Here is a 21,512-nt window from a genome sequence, read left to right on the forward strand (position 1 = left end):
TTTAGATGATGTTATGGTAATTCTGTTCTTGATGTATGCGATTGATCTCGTCGCGGAATATTTCGAGATGGTGCCGCAGGATATTATCTACATAAGATGTCGCGGTCAGTCGCTCGCCGCCGATTTTTTTCAGGACTTCAAGGATTTTCCGTTTCGTAGGGGCACTGACATAGAGCGAGGCGCGGAGGTCGTAATCCACCCGGACAAGAAATGTTTTTTTGCAGTCGGGCAATGTCATCGAACGTCGCCGTCGTATGTCCGGTACGTGAGCACTCTCCGGCTTCACATCCTGCCTTTCGGATACGACCGTTTCGGAAGACTGGGAATCGGGATTTGAGGAATCTTCAGGTGCGGCGACAACGGATGCAGGAGCGTCGGGAACGGACGCTGTCTTGAGTGACGGGTGCATACGCGCAAAACAGTTCTTTTTCATTTCAGATAAGGTTTTTGGTGCTTTTCTGTTTATAAATTCTATTGATGTCGTCTTTGTATAGTTCGAGATGCTGCCGCACGATATTCTCGACATAGGACGTGGCAGTCATATATTCGCTGCCGATTTTCTTAACTACATCCAATACCTTTCGCTTGGTGTCGATACTTACATATAAGGCCGAGCGGACGTGTATATCATGGCGAGTCATATAGGTCTGCTCGAAATCCGGAATGACCATTGTCCGTCGCCGCCGGGGCTCCGGTGCCGGAGCAGGACTATCTTGTGTTTCTTCTCCGGAATCCCGGGCAGCGACATCCGGTTCTGCCTGCGGCTCTTGCTGCGCAGGATCTTCTATCTCGCGTGTAACTTTCGTCGTGAGGGGCAGCTGTCCTGCGATCACCTGTCTTACAAGACCTTCGTCTACTTCGACTTTGGTTTTTTTAGCCATTGTCAGCGGATGTTAAGAAGCGTGAGAATTTCCGTTGCGAGGGTCTCGATCCGTGCTTCACGGGCAAAAGTCCGTTCCGGCGCCAGCAGCGTCGAGCGGCCGACTCCTGCATTGTCCGGAAGCAGCTCCTTGTTGAACTTCGAGCGGTAAGGAATGTGAGTTGTCATAAGCGACAGCCCGAGCTTACGGATAACGGCCTCGTATTGGTCGTAAAGCGGCGTGCGTTCACGACGATCTATCATCGTCCAGAAAAGATAGACGCTCTGTAAAGTGAGGGCCGGATTCCGGGCAAGGTTAGTGGTGAGACTCCGGGCAAAGGAGAGCGCACTTTCCATGACGACCTTGTCGGCTTTCAGGGGCACGAAGACAGCGTCCAACGACGCGAGGAGCCGAATGACGCCTTCGGCATTGACCGTTCCCGGTAAGTCGTAGAGAATGATGCGGGGATTGTAGCCGTTTTGCAGTAGCCGCCCGACTTCATCGGGGGCTTCGAGCGGCATGCATTTCAGCAGCGGCCAGAGCTTGCGGCCCGTGGCTTTGAATTGACGTATCAGCAACAGCTTGTGATAATCGTCATGCTCGATGAGCGATAGTTCCCGCTCCCGTTGGGCATGGATCGACCATTGGGGATAGTCGCAGTCCACGACCAACACGTCGTGCCCGACGATGTAATGCAGGTAACTGGCGAGCAGTACCGTGAAGGTTGATTTTCCAACGCCGCCTTTCTGATTGCAGACGGCAATGCTTGCAGGGGTGATGTTCATAATACAGAGTTTAAAAGATTCGACAACTCGCGTTTGGGGATAGTCATTCTATCGAATTTTGCATTTTTGCTGCATTCAGAGATGCACTCTTTCAGAGATTCAGAGTTTATGAATATCTTTTCTTCCGAAAAAGAGAAAGAGCGATTTTAACAACGAATTTCGTCTCGGAACAATCGCCATCGCGCCGACACGATATCCCAACAGGATGATTCGATTTCATGGCTCACAAACGCTTTCTTTTATTCCTGACGCAATATACAACAGGGTAAAACGCTTCGGTTTCGATGTCCGCTCCAGTCCGCTCCAGTCCGCACCGATGGATTTTTTTTGTCTGTCCCGAAACGGTTGTAATATTGCACCGGGAACAGACCCGCCCGGAAGCCGTAATGGAGGATTTTCGGAACTTCGGTCAGAGATTCTCCGCCGCGGATTTTTCCCATCGCCAGATGGGAGCGAGCTGTACCTTTGTCCGACAAATTGGCATTTGTCCGACAAAGGTGCTCGCTCTGCGAGGCCGGGCGTTCTCCCGAGTTGAACGCCTTTTTAACTGATATCATGAATACCGACCCAAAACAGACAAACAGAAATGCCCGGAAATCTGAAACACCAAGCTACAAGTACTCTTTCTGGTTCAATGAAGAGCAGAACATCCGCTTCAACGAGTTGCTCTGCAAAACTGGTTTGGAACATAACCGCAGCCGGTTTATCGTAAAACGCATTTTCGGAGAAGAGTTCGTCGTCATCAAACGCGACCCGTCAAAGACGCAGTTCGTCGCCCGGCTGAATGATTTTTATTTCCAATTCCAGAAACTTGCGAACAACTACAATCAGATTGTAAAGGCTGTCAATTCGCACTTTTCCAACGTTGCTATCCCGCATCAGATCGCCGCATTGGAACAGCGGACCCGCGAGTTGAAAGCCCTGAGTATCGAGATTCTCAACCTTGCAAAACAAGCTAAGGAATGGTTGCGAATATAAGATCCGGAGCAACACCCGGCGGGGCTTTGCGCTATAACAAGGAAAAGGTCGATAAAGATGAAGCCGAGGTGCTTTTCTGGCAGAAGATGTTAGAACCCTTCGACAAACACGGGCGACTGGATATCGACGCTTGCATGGAGAGTTTCCGACCGTACCTCGAAGCTAACTGGAAAACCCAGACGCGGATGCTCCCTGCGACCAAAGTTGAAATGCCTCTGAAAATATTTTATTAATGCCCCCCCTAAAAAGTTTGGCCGACGGGGGCAGTTTTATTTTGGATTATCTACCTTTGAAGGCTTTGAGTTTGCGTACGCTTTCGCCGGTCAGCGTTATGCAGTGTGCAGTGTGGATAATACAGTCAAGTATCGCATCCGCCACCTTAGAATCTCCGATTGCATTGTACCAGTCCAGTTCGGGCAGGCAGATTGTGGGAGGGCTTCGTTGTGTATTCGTACGGGGCGTCGTTGCGGTGATGCGTTGCCACATGGGTGAAGCCATGGAAGATGTCGATTGTGTCGGTGTCAAAGACCATATCCACTCGCTTGCCCACATATTGGACCGGCACGCTGTAATGGCGCTTGTTGAGTGTTACGTAGCTATTGCGCTGGACGGTGGCTACAGCACGCTGTCTCATCTGATAGCGGTTCGCGGACAATGGCCGCAGACAGCCCCGCTCAACAGAATCGAAGAGTTGACTGCGTGATTCCCTGCGACGGGGCAGATTGCGGGCATTGAACTTCTCCAGAGACCTGAGGATGGCTCCGTTGAGCCATTCCAGAGCATGGAACACCATTCCTTCAAGATACACATACGCAGACCGGTACATCAGCTTTACCGCGTTTTCCACGAGCGCCTTGTCCCTGAGATGACGCACACGGGCTGGAACCACGGCGCAGCCGTAATGCTCCGCAAAGGATTCGAAGTCCGGATTGATCACGGGCTCGTTGCGGTCGCTGCGCGTCACGACCGATTTCAGGTTGTCCGGCACGATCGCACACGGAGCTCCGCCGTAGAAACGGATGGCGTCCTCGCATGCCCTGATCAGATCTTCCTTCTTCTGTGTCCGCACCGCCTCGCAGTATGTGTAGTGGCTGCATGGAAGTATCGCGACAAACATTTCCACTTTCCTCTCTTCTGCTGTAGTCTTGTCGACTATCTCCAGTCTGTCTCCGGTAAAATCGATATACATTTGGTCTCCCGCACGGTGCTCGACATGGCTTATAGCGTTGGTATGCAGCATGATGCCCCAGTATCATTCCGAATGACGTTTTCTGATATCCGTCCGGATGCTCTGTGTGATACTCTTCGTACAGCTTGTTGACCGTCATACCCTTCCGGGAAAGCCTTGCGGCATATTCCGGCAAAAGGGCCTTGAGCCGGATTTGTCGTTCTGACGGCCTGGCTCTCTCGCTCCGGGTATGGCGAACAGTTCCTGAAGCCGCGCGTCGCTCAGCGACGGCAGTTTCTCTGCGGGTATGCCGCTGTCCTGATACATTCTCACATAGCGGCGCACCGTGTTCCGGGAAATGTCGAATACACTGCTGTGCTTTTTATTCCATTTCCGATGCGTGACACAGGAGAATATTTTTTAACTTTATGTTCATGTTTCTTTGGATTTTATCCCCCGTCGGCCAAAACGAAATTCAAGAATACATATAAAATCCCCTGCTGACACTCTGTCAACAGGGAGTATTTTTATTGGGGCCAAAGGGATCAATTTTTTTTTGGCTCAGAGGGGCATTTCAATTTGGTCGCAGGGGGCATCCGCGTCTGGGTTTTCCAACCAATGTCGTTGTTGTTACAATTCGATTCGTATCGTCGTGCCGTTGTCTGCGGTGTATTTTCGGATGCAGGAGCCGTCGCGTTCGATGCGTACATGGAGTTTTTTCCCGGCGCGCTTCACGACGATGTCGTAAGGCCGTTCCGCACAGGCGTACATCCGGCGCAGGGCCATCTGGTTCCATGCGTCGGGCAGTTGGGGGGTGAGCGTGAACGAGCGGAATCCCGTCGGCCGGAATCCGAACATGCCTTCGGTGACGATGCGGCAGTAGAGTCCGCTCTCAGCCGAGAGGTGGCGCTGATCGCCCTCGGGCCACGCTTCGACGGCATAAGGCACATGCTCGCCGAGGAGCCGGGTCTGCGAGTAGAACCGCAGGCATTCGGTGGCCTCTTCGCGGAAGCCCGCGGCATAAATGCCTCGCAGGGCATAGAGCGTGGTGCGGTCCCAGAACGTGTCGTTTCCGGCTGCGGTCAGCATTCCGTTTTCGGTCCAGAGCCGCGGGGAGAGCAGGGCCGCCACGGTCGCCTCCCGGCGTTCGAAAATATCCGTAACCAGCGGAACGCAGATCCACGAACGCAGGATGTCGTTGCCTTCGTAATAGCGGTAGGTGGCGTACCCCTCGACCGTCGCACCGAAGAAGCGTTCGATGTTTTCACGCAGCGTTTCGGCCCTGCGGCGGTATTCGTCGGCCAGTCGTTGCGGCCGTCCGGTCTGCTCGGCGAGCCATGCCGCGGAGCGTAAGGCGTCGTAGTAGAGCGACGAGGTGCAGAGATTGGCATCGCCTGCCGGAAAACGTTTTTCCAGTTCGTCGGCCTCGGAAGCGACGACGCCGTGTTCGTTGAGTTTGCGCCGGCAGTATTCGAGCGTCCATTCGATAAGCGGCCACAAGGCTTCCGCCGTGCGGGTGTCGCCCGTTTGGAGGGCATAGCGTCCCGCGCCGTAGGCCAGCATCGCTGCATCGCCGCGGTCGAATGGACCGTAGGTGTCGTATCCCTCAGCGATCACCGACCATGGAATGTACCGGTATTCGGGATTCATGTAGCGGGCGAAATGCAGGAAACTGTTCAGGGCCGCTTCGTTGCCTTTGGCGTAACCTAACTGCGGGAAGAAAGGATTCACATACTCAGGTTGGTCATTGCACCAGATGGCGGCGTAGTAGACGCCTCCGGGAGCGTGGAGGAGTCCTCCGCGCGTGCGGAAAACGGACTCTGCGGTGCGGACCTTGGCCAGTGCGAACATCGTGTTGAGCACGGGTTCTGGCGACTCTAAACTCAGATTGTCGCACACCTCGGCGACAAAGGCTTCGCGTTGCGCCCGTTCGGCAGAGATGTCGAGGGGCAGTTCGACTTCGGGCATTTTGAGCCCGCGCACCGAAGCTCCGAAAACGCACGTTTCGCCCGGAGCAAGCCGGAGGGTTCTGCTGCGGACGAAATCCGTCGCCGCAATGAGCGTATAACTGCCCTCGACTCCGGCGTCGGCGTCGGTGTGAACTTCATCGCGCACGGGGTTCAGCTCGACGGCGACGGTGGTCGGGCCGTCATTGCGGAGAGTGTATTGCTCACAGAATGCCGCCCGTGCGGGTGAGGGGAACAGGCAGCGCGTCACTTCGATGTCGCCGTATCGGCTCACGACGGTCAGCAGGCCGTCCAGCCGGAGGTATTCGACTTGCTCGGCAGCGAGCGCTTTCCCGTCGATGCGTACGGCGTCGAGGAAATTCTGCGGGAAGTCGCGGGTCAGTCCGCCGAACGTGTCGTTGGGAAGCATGCGCAGCATGGGCCATACGAGCGTGCGGGTCAGCGTGAAGCGTCCGTCACTCTCCACGCCATAGTGCAGTCGTGCGGATATTTGTTCTCCGCTCATCTCCACATGGTCGTTATGGGGCAGTCGGCTGCCGTCTACTGTCCAACGAATAGCGTGGTCGTTGGCGATGGTCCAGCGGGGCTGCGTAGCAGGGGCTTGGGACGGTACCGTCAACAAGGCGCAAAAGGCAAGAAGGGATAGATATTTTTTCATGATTCGTAACTCGTTGGTTGAATTAAAGTTCTAAACATTTACAAATGAAAAAGTTGCACAAATTGGTCAACCATTGCCCGATTGACTAAATAAAATGTGCATTGATCTAATTCAATTAACAGGTTTATTGTATCTATTCCGCAATCCGCGGCGTCGCGTATTCAGGTGCGATTTCCATCAGAGAGCGTCCCTGCTGCAAACGGAAGCGCACATCGGAGATATACATTTCACGGGGATGAATCGAATCCTTGCTTTTGTGGGCATGGAAGACGACCTTCAGGTTACCCGCCTTGTCACGGAACATTGCACTGTGCCCGACGCCGACCAACTCGCCGGGATTCTGCAACAAGGGGTTGTGATCGTATTTGGTCCAAGGGCCCAGCGGAGAATCGGCCGTTGCGCATCCGATACCGTAGAAAGGACTTTCATAGCTGTTGGCCGAATAGGTCATGTAATAAGTCCCGTTCTGCCGGATCACGAAGCAGCCTTCGTTTACGCGGGGCCACACCTCTTCCCACGCCTGCGAAACATGGATACACGGACGCATCGTCCCTTTTTTCATCGTCACGTAATCGTCCTCCATCTCGACAACCCAGATATTCAGGCCGTCGTTGAACTTATCGAAATACATGTACGCCCGGCCATCGTCGTCAATGAACAGCGTGTTGTCGATACACCTTTCACCGGGGATCATCGGCGCCTTCTCCCGCTGCACGAAAGGCCCCAGCGGAGAATCGGAAGTGGCGACGCAAATATGCTCCTCGGCCGTAAAATACATGTAGAATTTGTCTTTCAGCCGATAAACCTCGGGCGCCCAGAACCATTTATCGCCCCAGACATCCCCACGGTACAGAGCCAGTCCGTCGCGGGCGCCACCTTCGGCTCTCTTCCAGGAAACCAGGTTGCAGGAGGTCCACACCTCGATGCCATTCTCGGCTCCCGTGCCATAGGCATAATAAACCCCGTCGTAAAGTAGGATGAACGGGTCGGCCAAAGGAATCTTTACCGGAGCATCCACCGAGCGGGGTCCAGACGCCGTACAACAGGCGATAGCGAACAGGGTAGGAATCAGCAAAAACAGTCGTTTCATAGCGAATAAAATTTAAAGTTGTTTTTTGAGTTCGGTCCGGGTTACCGCCATCGAACGGCGTACCGCCGTTTTCCCGGTGATGCAAAGATAGGCGGGCACTCCCGGACAAACTGGAAAAATAGTTCCATAATCTGTAACTATTCGGTCAATTCCGGTCGGTCGATTTTCCGGAGGCCGTCCCCTGCATTTGTCGGTCGGCCTTTTCCGGAGCGTGCTCGGCGAGGAAGTCCGTCGGTGTCATGTTGTAGGCCTTGAAAAAAGCTTTGGTGAAATAGGAGGCAGAATTGAACCCCACTTCAAAAGCCACTTCGTTGATCCGCATGTTGCTTTCCAGCAACAAGTGGCAGGCCCGTTTCAACCGGTAATTACGAAGGTATTCGCCCGGAGTCGTTCCGCTGATTATCTTGACTTTGCGCTGAAGACTCGAACGGCTGAGGCTGAAGATGTCGGCCAGCGATTCCACTGAAAAGTTTTCGTCGGCCATATGCTTCTCGATCTCTTCATTCAGTTTTTTCAGGAAAATCTCATCGCTTTTATTCGTTGCCAGCGCCGAATAGGGCATCAGCGGCGAACGGTTGAAAGCGTCCAGAATGCTCTTGCGGTTATTGAGCAGACTGGCGATCTGGGCTTTTAGGTACTTCATGGAAAACGGCTTTTCGATGAAGACGTCAGCGCCGGCATAAAGCCCTTCGGCTTTTGAAACATTATCGGTTTTGGCCGAAAGCAAGATGATCGGGATATGACTGAAATTTATATTGTTACGAAGTTGCCGAGCAAATAATATTCCATCAGTGCCGGGCATCATGATGTCCGAGATGATGAGTTCGTAAGAGTTTTTCTCCAGTAATTTCAGGGCTTGGGAGACATTGTCCGCTACGTCGACGTGATAATTTCCACCAAGGTTCTGGCTGATAAAAAGGGTCATATCGGGATTGTCGTCGACGGCTAACAGGCGCGGCAGGTGCTCCGCCGCCGGGTCCTCCAGAAGGGATTCCTCGTCTACGGATACGGATGACGGGCTTTGGGAAGTTACGGACGAGAGGTTGGCGAATGTGACCGAGAAAACAGTTCCTCCGCCCGGAGCGTCGGACACCCTGATCTGCCCCTCAAGCACTTCGGAAAGGTTTTTCACCAGCGACAGCCCGATGCCATACCCACGTTTCTCGTCTTGCTTGTCGATTTGGTAGAAGGGGTCGAAGATCAATTTCTTCAACCGGTCGGGGATTCCCTTGCCGTTATCGGTTACACGGATAGTAAACGACCGGTCGGCATTGCGCTGCAACTGCAAAAGAATACGGTCCGAGGTGAATTTGAGGGCATTGGCCAGCAGGTTGTCGGTTATCTTGATCAGCGCATCGGAATCGGAAATCACGGAAGCATCGCCTTCGGGAAGTTCGAAGAGCATTTCGATGTGTTTGGTATAGGAGGTCTTGAGGAAACGTTCGTATATATCAGAGAGAAGTTTTTTTAGGTCGATTTCTTGCCGCATGGCGATGTGTTTGCGGGAATCGATCTTTCGGAAGTCGAGCAGTTGATTGACGAGCGTCGAGAGCCGTTCGCGGTTCTTGTCGATGATCCGCAGGTTCTGGCGCATTTGGCCGGAAGCATCCCCCGAAGCGATGATCTCTTCGAGCGGGGCGCTGATGAGGCTCAGCGGGGTCCGTATTTCATGTGCGATGGAGACGAAGAATTCAATCTGAGACTGAAACGTTTTTTTCTCCGCTTCAGCCGTGACGCTTTCCAATTCGGCGGCCCGTTTGCGTCGGAGCCTCTGTAACAGATGGCGGATTGTCAGGAAACAAGCCAGAATAAAAGCCAGGATATAAGCCGTTATCGCAAAGGCGGAACGCCACAACGGCGGCAGGATGCGGATGTCGATACGGGCAGCTTCCGTATTCCACATCCCATCATTGTTGGAACCTCTCACCTTGAAGGTATACTTGCCAGGCGGAAGGTTGAAATAGGAGACGCTCCGGTTGTTGCAGACATCGTGCCAGTCGGTGTCAAAGCCCTCGAGCATATAGGCATAGCAGTTGTCTGCCTGCGACACGTAGCTCAGGCTGACGTAAGAAATGGTGAACGAGGCTTGTTTATAGGAAATTTCGATGGGATTCCCGTGGTAGAACGATGTTGAGATTGTTTTCGTCTCCAAGGCTTTTTTACCTCCCTTCAAGAAAGTTATTCCCGTAATTACGACCGGTGGCACGAACTGGTTTTTCACGTCGGCCAGTTCTTCAGGATAGAAACAGCTAAAACCGTTGATGCCCCCGAAATAGAATTTGCCGTCCCGAGTTTTGTAGCTGGCCCTGAAATTGAACTGAGCGCTCTGCATTCCACTGGTCTTGTTATAGATGCGGCTATCGTGCGGGGCCTTCGGGTTGAAGCGGATAATGCCTACATTAGAACTCAGCCACAAGTTGCCGAACTGATCGTCCAGCACTCCGTAGATGACGTTGTCGGGAAGTCCGTCGGCAAGCGAGATGTTTCGGAAACTGTCTGTTTGGTGATCATAGAAGAATATTCCGCCACCCTGGCTGGTATAGATGAGATTTTTGTGGGCGTCAATATATACACTGCAAAGTTTCTGGCCCACGATGGGATTGCTACGGTAGTTCACGGAGTCGTAGTGGATCCATTCGCCTTCGGCGAGTTTCAGCCGTATAGCTCCGGCGTTCAGTGATGCCAGCCACAGGTTGCCGTATTCGTCCTCCAGCATATCGCGTACGCACCCGGCGTTTCCCAGAATCCGGTCAAAACGGTGGTGCTGTCGATCGTAGCGGTTCACTCCCTCGCTCGTCCCTACGAAAATCTCCCCGCTACGCGTCCGGTAAAGCGAGAAGATACAGTCGTTGTCGATTGAGTGTTCGTCCGCCGGGTCGTGCCGCAAATGGTTTACATGTCCACTTTTCAGGTTGTGAATATCGAGCCCGCGGGACAGTGTGCCGATCCAGAGGTCGTCGCCGTCCAGCAATAAGGCCTGGATGTTGTGGTAGGAGGTCTCGATAGGCTGTGTGATCCAGTTGGTCTTCGTGTTGAAATAGTTCACGCCGCCGTCCTCGGTGGCAATCCAGAGGTTGCCCGCAGGATCCTCGCAGAACTGCCCTACAGCCCGGCCCGAAAGCATCCCCGGGACATTGCCCGGCACAAAGGTCTCCACCGACGAAAGTAACGGGTTGAAGTAGTTAACGCCGCCGAAATAAGTTCCGATCCACAAACCGTTCTCCCGGTCCTGGAAAATCGAATAAACATTCTGGTCGCTCAGGCTTTGCTGACTGCGGGGGTTGTCGATCCTCCGGAGCCCGTCAGACGTGACAGCATAGAACCCGTCATCGGCCCCGATGAGCATTATCTCCTTCGAGTACGGGAAGACGGCCCGGACATGGGTAATGTAGTTTTCCGCCCCCTTGCCGCCGTAAGACGCGTAGGTTCGGGTATCCTTATGATAACAGAGCACCCCGTCCTCCCAGGTTCCCAGCCACAACTGGCCCCGTTCATCTTCGGAAATATTCAGTATCTCGATTCTGGTTTCGCCCGAAAACGCTGACTCCGGATTGAGTACCCCGCGACCGGAATCATACCGCAGCAGCCCCAGCCGGCTTCCGACCCACATAACGCCCGAACGATCGCGTATGACGCACCATGCAGCATTTTGCCTAAGGTCCAGCCCGACGGATTCGACCCGGCTCAACGTATTCGTGCCGGGGTCGAACGTAAACACGCCTTGGATCATCGTCGCCAGCCAAAGACGGCCCTTGTCGTCGAATTGCATGCTGTTGACGCCGGAGGTTACCTCTATCCCGTCAGCGGTCTTGACGTTCAGTTTCGTGAACTTTTCGTCTGCCATGCGCATGATATAAAGTCCGGCGTCCGTACCCACGTACAGAACGTCGGAGGGCCCCAGCAACAGGCTCCGGATGTAGTTGTTGCCCAAGGAGAGATTTTCGTTGGGATCGTTGCGGTATATCCGGAACTCGGTCCCATCGTAGCGGTTCAGTCCCGCTTTGGTGCCGAACCACATGAAGCCGCACGAGTCCTGGATAATACACTGCACGCTGTTCTCCGACAGTCCGTCGTCGACATCGATCTTGCGGAATTGGAACGGGAACAACTTCTGGCAGTAGATGTCTCCGACAGTAAAAAATGATACGAATAAGAGGAGAAAGAGTTTCTTCATACGGGACATGTAGTAATTTTTCATCAACAATGGTAAAATTCAGTAAAATTTAAGTTAATCGCAAGCAAAAGGGCCTAAATAGTCGATTATTACAAGATTTGAATAAAAAATATTAGCCCCGAACGGCTCCCGGCGATTAATTTTGACTTAACCAAAATCAACCGGCCTATGGGCAAACTTTACTTTTTCGTGCTGTGTCTGCTTCCGGTGTTCGCCGTCTCCTGCGATACTGCGTCCGAGAAGACAATCGCTCCCTCTTCGGTCCCGCTCGCCGACCCCAACATCCTGCTGTACGACGGCGTCTATTACGCCTACGGAACCAATCCCGACAACCAGATCGGCGTCTATACCTCGCGCAACCTACGCACCTGGAAAACGGCGCACGAGGCGCTACCCACCGACGGGATGTGGGGCGAGCATCTTTTCTGGGCTCCGGAAGTCTATTATATAAAGGAGCGGGGACGCTTCCTGATGTATTACTCTTCCGACGACCGGATTTGCGCCGCATGGTCTGATTCCCCGCTGGGACCGTTCGTGCAGGATGAAAAAAAGACGATGCTCGACGAACGGTGTGTCGACAACACGCTATTTATGAACGACGACGGGCAGGCTTACATTTTCTTCAACAAATTCGACGACGGAATGACCATCTGGGGCGCGGAATTGGAAAACGACTTGGTCACAATCCGCCAGGAGACGCTCACACGCTGTCTATGTACTACCCAGACCTGGGAAGAGGTGTGGCCGAGAGTCATCGAAGGCGCTTTCGTCGTCAAACACAAGGGAATTTACTATATGATTTATTCGGGCAACAGCCATGTCAGCCAATATTACGGCATCGGGTTCGCCACCGCGACCTCGCCGCTGGGCCCATGGACCAAGTACGACCAGAACCCGGTGTTGCAGAAACCTGGCAACCTGCTTGGAACCGGACACAGCACATTGTTCCGGGATAAACGCGGCCGGCTGAAAATCGTCTTCCATGCACACCACGACGATAAGGGGTTTCATCCCCGGGCCATGTACACGGCCGACATTTCGTTCAGCGACGACTCCATTCCGGTCATACACGTATCGGATGTCGCTTCCGCCCGCTTGAAATGATAACTTACAGCACTAATTACTAACCATTAATTTCATGAAAACTAAACTTTTGGTTGCGGCATTATGCTTTGCGGCATCTGCTTTCGCACAACAAAAACTCGAATTTCCGACGGCAAAATTCAAAGTCGGGGATGACATGGTCTGGCGCTCTCCAGACTTCGACGACAGCCGATGGAACTCGATCAACACTTTCTATTCCTGGGAGATGCAGGGATATGACTACAACGGTTTCGCCTGGTACCGGATCCGATTTACCCTGCCCCGCGAGATGCGCGACAAATCCTACTATAAGGATTGGCTACACATCTATATGGCGAAGATCGACGATGCGGACGAGACTTACCTTAACGGCAAACTTATCGGCAAGACGGGCGCTTTCCCGGGCGATTCTGGTGGTTATACCACGGCGTTTACCGTCGAGCGTAACTACAAGATCGCCGTGGACGATCCCATTCTCCGCTGGGGCGAAGAGAATGTGATTGCCGTACGGGTATACGACGACTCCGGCATCGGAGGTATCGGGAACGGCACACCGCGTCTCTACATCAACGACCTAATCGACATGCTGACGGTATCGTCCGAATTTGAATCGTCGGACAATGCTGCACAGTGCCGGATCGTAATGAAGAACGATGCTGCCGAGAACCAGAAAGGCCAATTCCGCATCGTCACGACCGACACCAATACCGGCAAGATGCTGGCCTCCGTATCCGGGAAACTCAACCTCACGCCGGGCAAAGAATTGGTGCGCCGCATATCCTATCCAAAAAACGAGCGAATCGAAGTGCGGGTCCAGTATACCGATGGCCGGACGGGTAAGCAGACCGATACCCGCATCATCACTCCGTATATCCTGACGCCGCCGCCCGCTCCCGAACCTCGGATCAATAGTCCGCGCGTGTTCGGCGTACGCCCTTCCTCCCCCATCCTGTTCAAAGTAGCGGCATCGGGCGAAAAGCCCCTTGTTTACAGCGCCCGGAATCTGCCCGAGAACGTTACAATAGATCCCGCCACAGGTGTTTTGGAAGGAAGTGTCGCTCAGAAAGGCGATTATGACATTGAGGTAGAGGTCAGCAACGCCCGTGGCAAGGCAGTTCAGCATTTTGTGTTGAAAGTAGGCGACAAACTGAGCCTGACTCCTCCGATGGGCTGGAACTCATGGAACTGCTGGGGCGAGAGCGTAACGCAGGAAAAAGTGGCTGCCTCGGCCCGTGCGCTTATCGATAAGGGGCTTATTGACTACGGTTGGAGTTATATCAACATCGATGATGTATGGCAAGCGAAAAAGCGGACGGCAGACGGCAGACTGCTTCCGGGACCGCATTTCCCCGACATCCGAGACATCAGCGACTGGCTGCATTCCGAAGGACTGAAACTGGGCATCTACTCTTCACCCGGCCCGACGACATGTGCACACCAACTCGGATCGTGGGGCTACGAGGCGCTCGATGCCGCGACTTATGCGGAATGGGGGATTGATTACCTGAAATACGACTGGTGCGGCTATGACCAGATTTTCCATCAGCAGAAAGAGATGTCGATCACGGCGTTCATGAAACCCTATTTGGTCATGGAGCGTGAACTCCGAAAGCAGGACCGCGACATCGTTTACAGCATTTGCCAGTACGGCATGCGGGACGTATGGCAATGGGGCGAAGCCGCCGGGGGCAACTGCTGGCGGACGACCGAGGATATCGTCGATACCTGGGAGTCGCTGCGCAGTATCGCCATGCGCCAGCGGGATCTGGCCGATTTCGCCAAGCCGGGTCATTGGAACGATCCGGACATGCTGGTCATAGGAAAAGTAGGTTGGGGCCCGAACCTCCATCCGACACGGCTGACGGTAGACGAACAATACCTGCACGTAACCCTTTGGAACCTACTTGCATCCCCGTTGTTAATCGGATGCGATCTCGCCCAGATAGACGACTTCACGCTGGGGTTGCTTACGAACCCCGAAGTGAACGAGGTGAATCAGGACCCGCTCGGAAAACAGGCCCGGGTGCGGAAAAAAGTCGGTGAGACCGACATTTGGGTGAAAGAGATGGAGGATGGCAGCCATGCCGTAGGAATCGTCAACTGGGCGGAGCACGATGTTGAGTTGGAATGGAATCCTGGCGAGGCCGGTTTGGAAGGCATTAGCAGGGTCCGGGATCTCTGGCGACGGACGGATGTGCCGTTCGACAGCAGCAGCCTCAAAACCAACGTTCCGAAACACGGGGCCGTACTTTACCGATTTTACTGATAAAAATAATTAATCTGCGAACACATGAAACGTAACGAGGATTTTAAGTTCGGCACCAGCCGGTTGGCGCGGCCTGTATGCAGATTCGTGATGTTGTGCGTGTTGTTTTCTCCAAACACGGCTTTATTCGCTGTATCGGTTGCGGAAACAACGTCTGGGGCGGCTTTGCAGGCCAAGGCCGAACTCCATACCGTGACGGGAACCGTCGTCGACAACAACGGTTCCCCGATGGCCGGTGCGGTCGTTCAGATAAAGGGCGGCACTAAAGGCGTAATAACGGACACGGCAGGACAGTTCTCCATCGAGGTGGAGGACGGCGCACAGCTCGAATTCAGTTTCCTGGGATATGAGCCGGTAATCAAGACGGTTTCCGGAACCGAAAAACTGACTGTCACGCTCACCCCGAAAGCCAACGAAATGGAAGAGGTAACCGTCGTGGCCTTCGCCAAGCAGAAAAAGGAGAGCGTCATCAGTTCGATTACCACCATCAATCCGACGAATCTGAAAGTACCGAGCAGCAACCTCACCACAGCCCTCAGCGGCCGTATGGCCGGTATGATCTCCTACCAGAAGAGCGGGGAACCGGGTGCCGACAATGCGGAATTCTTCATCCGTGGCGTTACGACATTCGGCTACAAGAAAGACCCGCTGATACTGATCGACAACATCGAATTGTCGGCTGATGACCTGGCGCGGCTCAACGTGGACGACATCGCCAGTTTTTCGATCATGAAAGACGCTACCGCCACAGCCCTTTACGGGGCTCGCGGCGCCAACGGAGTCATTCTGGTAACGACCAAGGAGGGGCGCGAGGGACGGGCCAAAGTGTCCCTGCGTCTGGAAAATTCGTTCTCTATGCCGGCCGACATGGTAGATATGGCCGACCCGATCACCTACATGAAACTGGGGAACGAAGCCGTCATCGCCCGCAACCCGCTGGGGGTAACGCCGTATTCGCAATCAAAGATCGCCAATACGGCCAAGGGTACGAATCCCTACATGTTCCCAGCAACCGACTGGTACAACGAACTCTTTTCGAAAGTGGCCGTCAACCAGCGGGGCAATATCAGTGTGAGCGGCGGCGGGCAGGTTGCCCGGTATTACGTCGCAGCGGCTTTCTCCAAAGACAACGGGCTTTTGAAAGTGGACAAACAGAATAATTTCAACAACAACATCGATCTCAAAAAGTATTCGGTACGTTCCAATGTCAATATCAACCTGACGAAGAGTACGGAACTTGCGATCAAGGTCCAGGGTAATTTCGACGATTACATCGGACCGCTCAACGGCGGCGATGTGATGTACTCCCTCGCCATGAAGTCGAATCCGGTCCTTTTCCCGAAATACTATCCCAAGGAGGGCGAATACAAGGAGGCGACGCACACGCTCTTCGGTAATTATGACAACGGGCTCTATATGAACCCTTACGCACAGATGGTCAAGGGCTACAAGGAGTACAGCCGAACGCTGATTCTGGCTCAGGGCGAACTCAAGCAGCAGTTCGACTTCATCACCAAAGGGCTGAGCGCCCGTGTGCTTTTCAACACGACGCGCTACTCCTATTCCGACGTAATGCGCTATTACGAGCCATTCTATTACATGGCCACCGGGTACGAGCCGGTTACCAATTCTTACCGCCTGACGCAGTTGAATCCCGACGGGGGAACCGACTACCTCGGTTACCACGAAGGTGCGAAGGACGTAACTACGACGAACTACATCGAAGCGTCGGCCAATTATAACCGGGAGTTCGGCGACCATGGCGTAAGCGCCATGCTCGTGTATACGCTGAAATCGTCGCAGTATTCCAATGCCGGCGACTTGCAGAAATCGCTCCCCTACCGGAACCAGGGATTGTCAGGCCGTATAACCTACGATTATGCTAAACGTTACTTCCTGGAATTCAACTTTGGCTATAACGGCTCCGAACGCTTCTCTCGCAACGAACGCTACGGGTTCTTCCCTTCGATCGGTTTGGGATACATCATTTCGAACGAACCCTTCTGGGAAAAGCTCGAAAAGGTAGTGAGCAAGCTGAAATTCAAGGCAACCTACGGGTTGGTCGGCAACGACGCCATCGGAAGCGCGAATGACCGCTTTTTCTACCTCTCGAATGTGAACATGAACAACGGCAATCGCAAGCAGTACTTTGGCCAGGACTATGCTTTCGCCCCCGACGGGATCTCCGTGATGCGCTATGCCAACGACAAGATCACGTGGGAGACCGCCCGCAAAACTAACATCGGTATCGAACTGGAGCTTTTCAACAAACTGGAGATACAAGCCGACTTTTTTCATGAATACCGCAGCAATATCCTGATGGACCGCACATACATTCCCTCGACCATGGGACTGACAGCCGGCGTGAAAGCCAACCTGGGCGAGGCCTCGTCGCGGGGCGTCGATATTTCGGTCGACTATTCGTTCGTCAACAACAAAAGTTTCTGGATTAGCGGTCGCGGCAATTTCACCTATGCCACGAGCCGCTACGAGAAATACGAAGAGCCGGACTATGCCGGACAGGGAGCACCCTACCGCACCCACATCGGGCAGAGCATCTCCCAGCATATGGGCTATATCGCAGAACGGCTCTTCGTCGACGAGGCGGACATCGCCAATTCGCCCCGCCAGAACTTCGGCGAATACAAGCCGGGCGACATCAAGTACAAGGACATTAACGGCGATGGCCAGATAACCGACCTCGACCAGGTCTTCATCGGCTACCCAACGATTCCCAAAATATCCTACGGATTCGGCGTTTCGATGGGTTACAAGGGATTTGACCTTTCGGTCTTTTTCCAGGGCAACGCCCAGGTTTCGTTCTGGCTCAATCCGAACACCATCGCCCCCTTCATCGACCCGCACACGGCGGGGCAGAAGAGCGGAATGCTCATTCCGTCGAACAGCCGCCTCTCGAACGGCCTGCTCCGCAGGATCGCCGACGACCACTGGTCCGAATCCAATCGCAACAGCTACGCCTTCTGGCCGCGTCTTTCGGACCGCGAAGTCAAGAACAACTCGCAGCCGAGCACCTGGTGGATGCAGGACGGCAGTTTTTTCCGCCTCAAATCACTCGAAATCGGCTACTCCATTCCTTCCAAGGCACTCAACAAGGTACGGATCGACGCATTGCGCATCTATTTTTCTGCCAACAACCTGTTTACCAGCAGTCCGTTCAAGATGTGGGACCCCGAAATGGGCGACAACGGACTGGGATATCCCATCCAGCAAGTCTACAACATCGGACTTACCCTGAACTTTTAAACGACGCACAAAATGAAAAGAATATTTACCGCCCTGATCTGCTTAGGCTCGCTCTGCTCGTGCGTGGATTATCTCGACGTGGTCCCCGACAACATTGCGACGCTCGACATTGCGTTCAACAACCGTTCCAGCGCGGAACGTTACCTCACGACGTGTTATTCCTACGTACCGCTCTACGGCGACCAGGATTGGAATCCTGGACTCACCGCAGGGAACGAGATCTGGTACTATTCGATGGACGACAATGTTTATGTCCAGAATCTCTGGGCATTCGGGATTGCCAATGGATTGCAGAACATCGTAACTCCGCTCAACAACTATTGGGACGGGGAAGAGCGCGGAATGCCGCTCTTCCAGGCTATACGCGACTGCAACATCTTCATCGAATACGTTTCCGACCGTAACCGGGTGGCGGGGTTGTACGAAACCGAACGCCGCCGGTGGCTCGCCGAAGCAAAGGTGCTCAAGGCCTTCTTCCACTACTACCTGTTTCAGCTTTACGGCCCGATTCCGATTATCGACAAGAGCCTGCCCATCGATGCGTCAGTCGAAGAGGTACGGGTGTCGCGCAACAAAGTGGACGATGTGGTAGACTACATCGTCCGGACGATCGACGAATGTTATACCGACCTGCCGAAAGTGATACAGATGGAGGCCGTCGAACTCGGCCGTCTGACCCAGGCTGCGGCGCTGGCCATCAAAGCCAAGACGCTGGTGCTGGCGGCGAGCCCATTGTTCAACGGCAATACCGATTATGCCAACTTCCTCGACCACGATCACAAGCCGTTTATCAGCCAGGAACAAAGCACGGAGAAATGGGAGCGTGCAGCGGAAGCCTGCCGGGACGCAATCCGGTCGGCAGTGGACGACGGAAAGCACGACCTGTACGATTTCTCACTCGATGCGACGTACCCAATGCCGGACGAACTGCTGTACGGTATGAACACCCGCCAGGCCGTTACTGAACGATTCAATAAAGAACTGATATGGAGCGTCGGTACACAGTCGACATTCGACCTGCAAATCAATGTGATGCCGCTGATTACACCCGGCACGAACAATATCAACGCGTCCAATGCGAACAGTTATTGCAAGGCAAACTATGCACCTACGCTGGCAGTCGCCGAACGCTTCTATTCTTCGAACGGCGTGCCGATCGAAGAGGACAAGGTCTGGAACGATCCGGCCAACGATTACTACAACCGCCGTTACCAAACGCAGAGCACAAACGGTTACAGCGAATACCTATTCAAGCAGAATTACGAGACGGCGATCCTGCACTTCAATCGGGAACCCCGTTTCTACGGTTCGCTCGGATTCGACGGCTCGACGTGGTACGGCAACGGTTGGAAAAATCCGGACGATGTGGATACGCGCAATTACGTGGAGGCAAAGAAGAACCAGCGGGCAGGCCAGACTAAGATGGGCATCTATTCGATTACGGGCTATTATGCGAAGAAACTCATCTATTACGACAATACTTACGGATCTTCGGTTTCAGTCCGGGAGTATTCTTTCCCGATCATCCGGCTCGCCGATCTCTACCTGCTCTACGCCGAGGCGATGAACGAAGCCAACATCGACAAGAACGTCCCCGACGATGTATATATCTATGTGAACAAGGTACGCGCCCGCTCGGGGCTGAAAGGGGTTGTGGAGTCGTGGCAGAACTATTCCATGAATCCTTCGAAGCCCTTGACTTCGCTCGGGATGCGCGAGATCATCCGGCGCGAACGTTCCATCGAACTCGCATTGGAAGGACAGCATTACTTCGACGTGAGACGCTGGAAAACGGCCGTAAAAGAGTTCAACAAACCTGTGAGCGGCTGGTCGGTGGACCAGGAGACCGTCGAAGGGTATTACAATGTAAGGAATATTTTCAACCAACGGTTCTATCAACGGGATTATCTCTGGCCGATAAAAGAGTACGATCTGGTGATTAACCCCAACCTGGTTCAGACCAAAGGATGGTAGACCCAAACCTGTAAAAATCAGAAGAATTATGAAAAATAGCATGTTATATGTGATATTCGGGGCTGCCGTCTGGTTTTCGGGGTGCGAAGAGCACAACCACCTGAAACCTTTTGGCCCGAACGACAGCCAGGCGCCCGGCGCAGTATCGATGGTCTCTTACGAGCAGTTGCCCGGGGGCGTTGAAATCACCTTCCTGGCTCCTTCCGATGAAGATTTCATGTACGCGAAAGCCACCTACACCCTCGATACCGGCGAACGCCGGGAGGCAATCTCTTCCGCCTATACCAACAAACTCGTGATCGAAGGTTTCGGCAATACGGAACCGAAGGAGATCACCCTTTCGGCCGTAGACCGGATGGAGAACGAAGGTCCGGCGAGCACGTGTACCGTTGTTCCGGGACGGCCGGTTTACCTCGACGCCTTCGAGTCGATGCAGCTCGGTAGTACGTTCGGCGGAGTCTACGTTTCGCTGTCGAACCCCGACAACGGAAACCTCATCATCGAACTGCTCCAAAAGGACAAATTCGGGGAGTGGCAAAGCCTTCACACGGAATATACGTCGCGAAAGGATATCCGCTTCGCAGTGCGCGGCATGGAGATCGAGGAGCAAGAGTTCGGCGCATTCGTGCGCGATCCGTGGTCGAACAGCACGGATACGATCAAAGCCAGAATTACCCCGATTTTCGAACAGGAACTCGACCGGTCCAAATTCTCTGAGCGGTTCGAGAAGGGGGATATCCGCGTCGACGAGTTCGGATTCCGGATGGCCAATATCTGGAATGGCAATTACGGCTGGGGCGTATGGAACATGCTCCATACCCCGGAACAGGGCAATACATGGCCGGCCCATTTCACGTTCGATCTCGGGGTACAAGCCGAGCTGAGCCGCCTGAAATACTGGCAGCGGCTCGACTCCGGCGGAGGATGGCTCTATGCACACGGAAACCCGCGGATATTCGAGATCTGGGGGCGGGCCGATGCGCCCGATCCTAACAGCGAATGGGACGGATGGATCCTGCTGACGACCTGCGAGAGTGTCAAGCCGTCGGGGCTTCCCCTCGGATTGGGCATGTGGAATGCCGAGGATCGGGAGTATGCCGAAAAAGGGGAGGAATTCGAATTTCCGGCAGGCTTGTCACCCGTCAGATACATTCGCATAAATGTACTGACCAACTGGAGCAACACGCAGTTTATCTGTTTCCAACAGATGTGGTTCTGGGGGCGTGAAGTGGAATAAACAAATCT

The 21,512-nt window shown here is 53.8% G+C and carries 14 protein-coding genes and 1 pseudogene; 7 read left to right on the forward strand and 8 right to left on the reverse strand.

The genetic code is table 11. The features are described 5' to 3' along the window. Position 1 precedes the first annotated feature (1 nt). From NQ519_RS03080 to NQ519_RS03090, 3 genes are read right to left on the reverse strand one after another with little or no spacing between them, the layout of a single operon-like run. Complete coding sequence (locus NQ519_RS03080) at positions 2-433, reverse strand: DUF3408 domain-containing protein (protein WP_227901035.1); 432 nt, start codon at positions 431-433, stop codon at positions 2-4. 1 nt (position 434) lies between these two features. Then, positions 435-881, reverse strand: coding sequence for a DUF3408 domain-containing protein (locus NQ519_RS03085; RefSeq protein ID WP_019149528.1), 447 nt, complete (start codon positions 879-881; stop codon positions 435-437). Between the two features lie 2 nt (positions 882-883). Then, positions 884-1,645, reverse strand: a complete 762-nt coding sequence (locus NQ519_RS03090; protein ID WP_019149527.1) for a ParA family protein — start codon at positions 1,643-1,645, stop codon at positions 884-886. A 465-nt stretch (positions 1,646-2,110) separates the two neighbouring features. Here NQ519_RS03090 and NQ519_RS03095 point away from each other — a divergent pair, with 465 nt between their 5' ends. Beyond that, a complete protein-coding gene (locus NQ519_RS03095) occupies positions 2,111-2,623 on the forward strand; it encodes a plasmid mobilization protein (RefSeq protein WP_019149526.1) in 513 nt (170 codons plus the stop codon). Continuing rightward, complete coding sequence (locus tag NQ519_RS03100; RefSeq protein WP_019149525.1) at positions 2,608-2,856, forward strand: hypothetical protein; 249 nt, start codon at positions 2,608-2,610, stop codon at positions 2,854-2,856. Before NQ519_RS03095 ends, NQ519_RS03100 begins: the two co-directional genes overlap by 16 nt. Positions 2,857-2,902: 46 nt before the next feature. Here NQ519_RS03100 and NQ519_RS03105 read toward each other — a convergent pair. The 5 genes and pseudogenes from NQ519_RS03105 to NQ519_RS03125 form a co-directional block, all read right to left on the reverse strand. Next, positions 2,903-3,040 (reverse strand): annotated as a pseudogene (locus NQ519_RS03105) (ATP-binding protein); the annotation flags it as partial. Beyond that, positions 3,003-3,863, reverse strand: coding sequence for an IS21 family transposase (istA, locus tag NQ519_RS03110; RefSeq protein WP_019149524.1), 861 nt, complete (start codon positions 3,861-3,863; stop codon positions 3,003-3,005). The pseudogene NQ519_RS03105 and the gene istA, both read right to left, overlap by 38 nt. 558 nt (positions 3,864-4,421) lie before the next feature. Then, a complete protein-coding gene (locus NQ519_RS03115; protein ID WP_026076288.1) occupies positions 4,422-6,416 on the reverse strand; it encodes a glucosidase family protein in 1,995 nt (664 codons plus the stop codon). A 133-nt stretch (positions 6,417-6,549) separates the two neighbouring features. Next, positions 6,550-7,506, reverse strand: a complete 957-nt coding sequence (locus NQ519_RS03120) for a glycoside hydrolase family 43 protein (protein WP_026076287.1) — start codon at positions 7,504-7,506, stop codon at positions 6,550-6,552. Between the two features lie 145 nt (positions 7,507-7,651). Then, positions 7,652-11,680, reverse strand: a complete 4,029-nt coding sequence (locus NQ519_RS03125) for a two-component regulator propeller domain-containing protein (RefSeq protein WP_147513130.1) — start codon at positions 11,678-11,680, stop codon at positions 7,652-7,654. Positions 11,681-11,848: 168 nt separating this feature from the next. Between NQ519_RS03125 and NQ519_RS03130 the strand changes: the two genes are divergently transcribed. The 5 genes from NQ519_RS03130 to NQ519_RS03150 all read left to right on the forward strand — a co-directional run bounded on the left by NQ519_RS03130 (position 11,849) and on the right by NQ519_RS03150 (position 21,504). Further along, entirely contained in the window at positions 11,849-12,784 is a 936-nt protein-coding gene (locus NQ519_RS03130) for a glycoside hydrolase family 43 protein (protein WP_019149520.1), read from the forward strand. A gap of 34 nt (positions 12,785-12,818) precedes the next feature. Beyond that, positions 12,819-15,029, forward strand: coding sequence for a putative Ig domain-containing protein (locus tag NQ519_RS03135; protein ID WP_044118573.1), 2,211 nt, complete (start codon positions 12,819-12,821; stop codon positions 15,027-15,029). 90 nt (positions 15,030-15,119) lie between these two features. Then, the gene (locus NQ519_RS03140; RefSeq protein ID WP_147513190.1) at positions 15,120-18,293 is read left to right on the forward strand and encodes a SusC/RagA family TonB-linked outer membrane protein; all 3,174 of its coding nucleotides are present in this window, start codon (positions 15,120-15,122) and stop codon (positions 18,291-18,293) included. A gap of 12 nt (positions 18,294-18,305) precedes the next feature. Next, positions 18,306-20,267, forward strand: a complete 1,962-nt coding sequence (locus tag NQ519_RS03145) for a RagB/SusD family nutrient uptake outer membrane protein (RefSeq protein ID WP_026076286.1) — start codon at positions 18,306-18,308, stop codon at positions 20,265-20,267. Positions 20,268-20,295: 28 nt separating this feature from the next. Next, complete coding sequence (locus tag NQ519_RS03150) at positions 20,296-21,504, forward strand: DUF5000 domain-containing lipoprotein (RefSeq protein ID WP_044118572.1); 1,209 nt, start codon at positions 20,296-20,298, stop codon at positions 21,502-21,504. Positions 21,505-21,512 lie beyond the last annotated feature (8 nt).

It is taken from the genome of Alistipes senegalensis JC50 (assembly GCF_025145645.1).
GTDB classification, from domain to species: Bacteria; Bacteroidota; Bacteroidia; order Bacteroidales; family Rikenellaceae; genus Alistipes; species Alistipes senegalensis.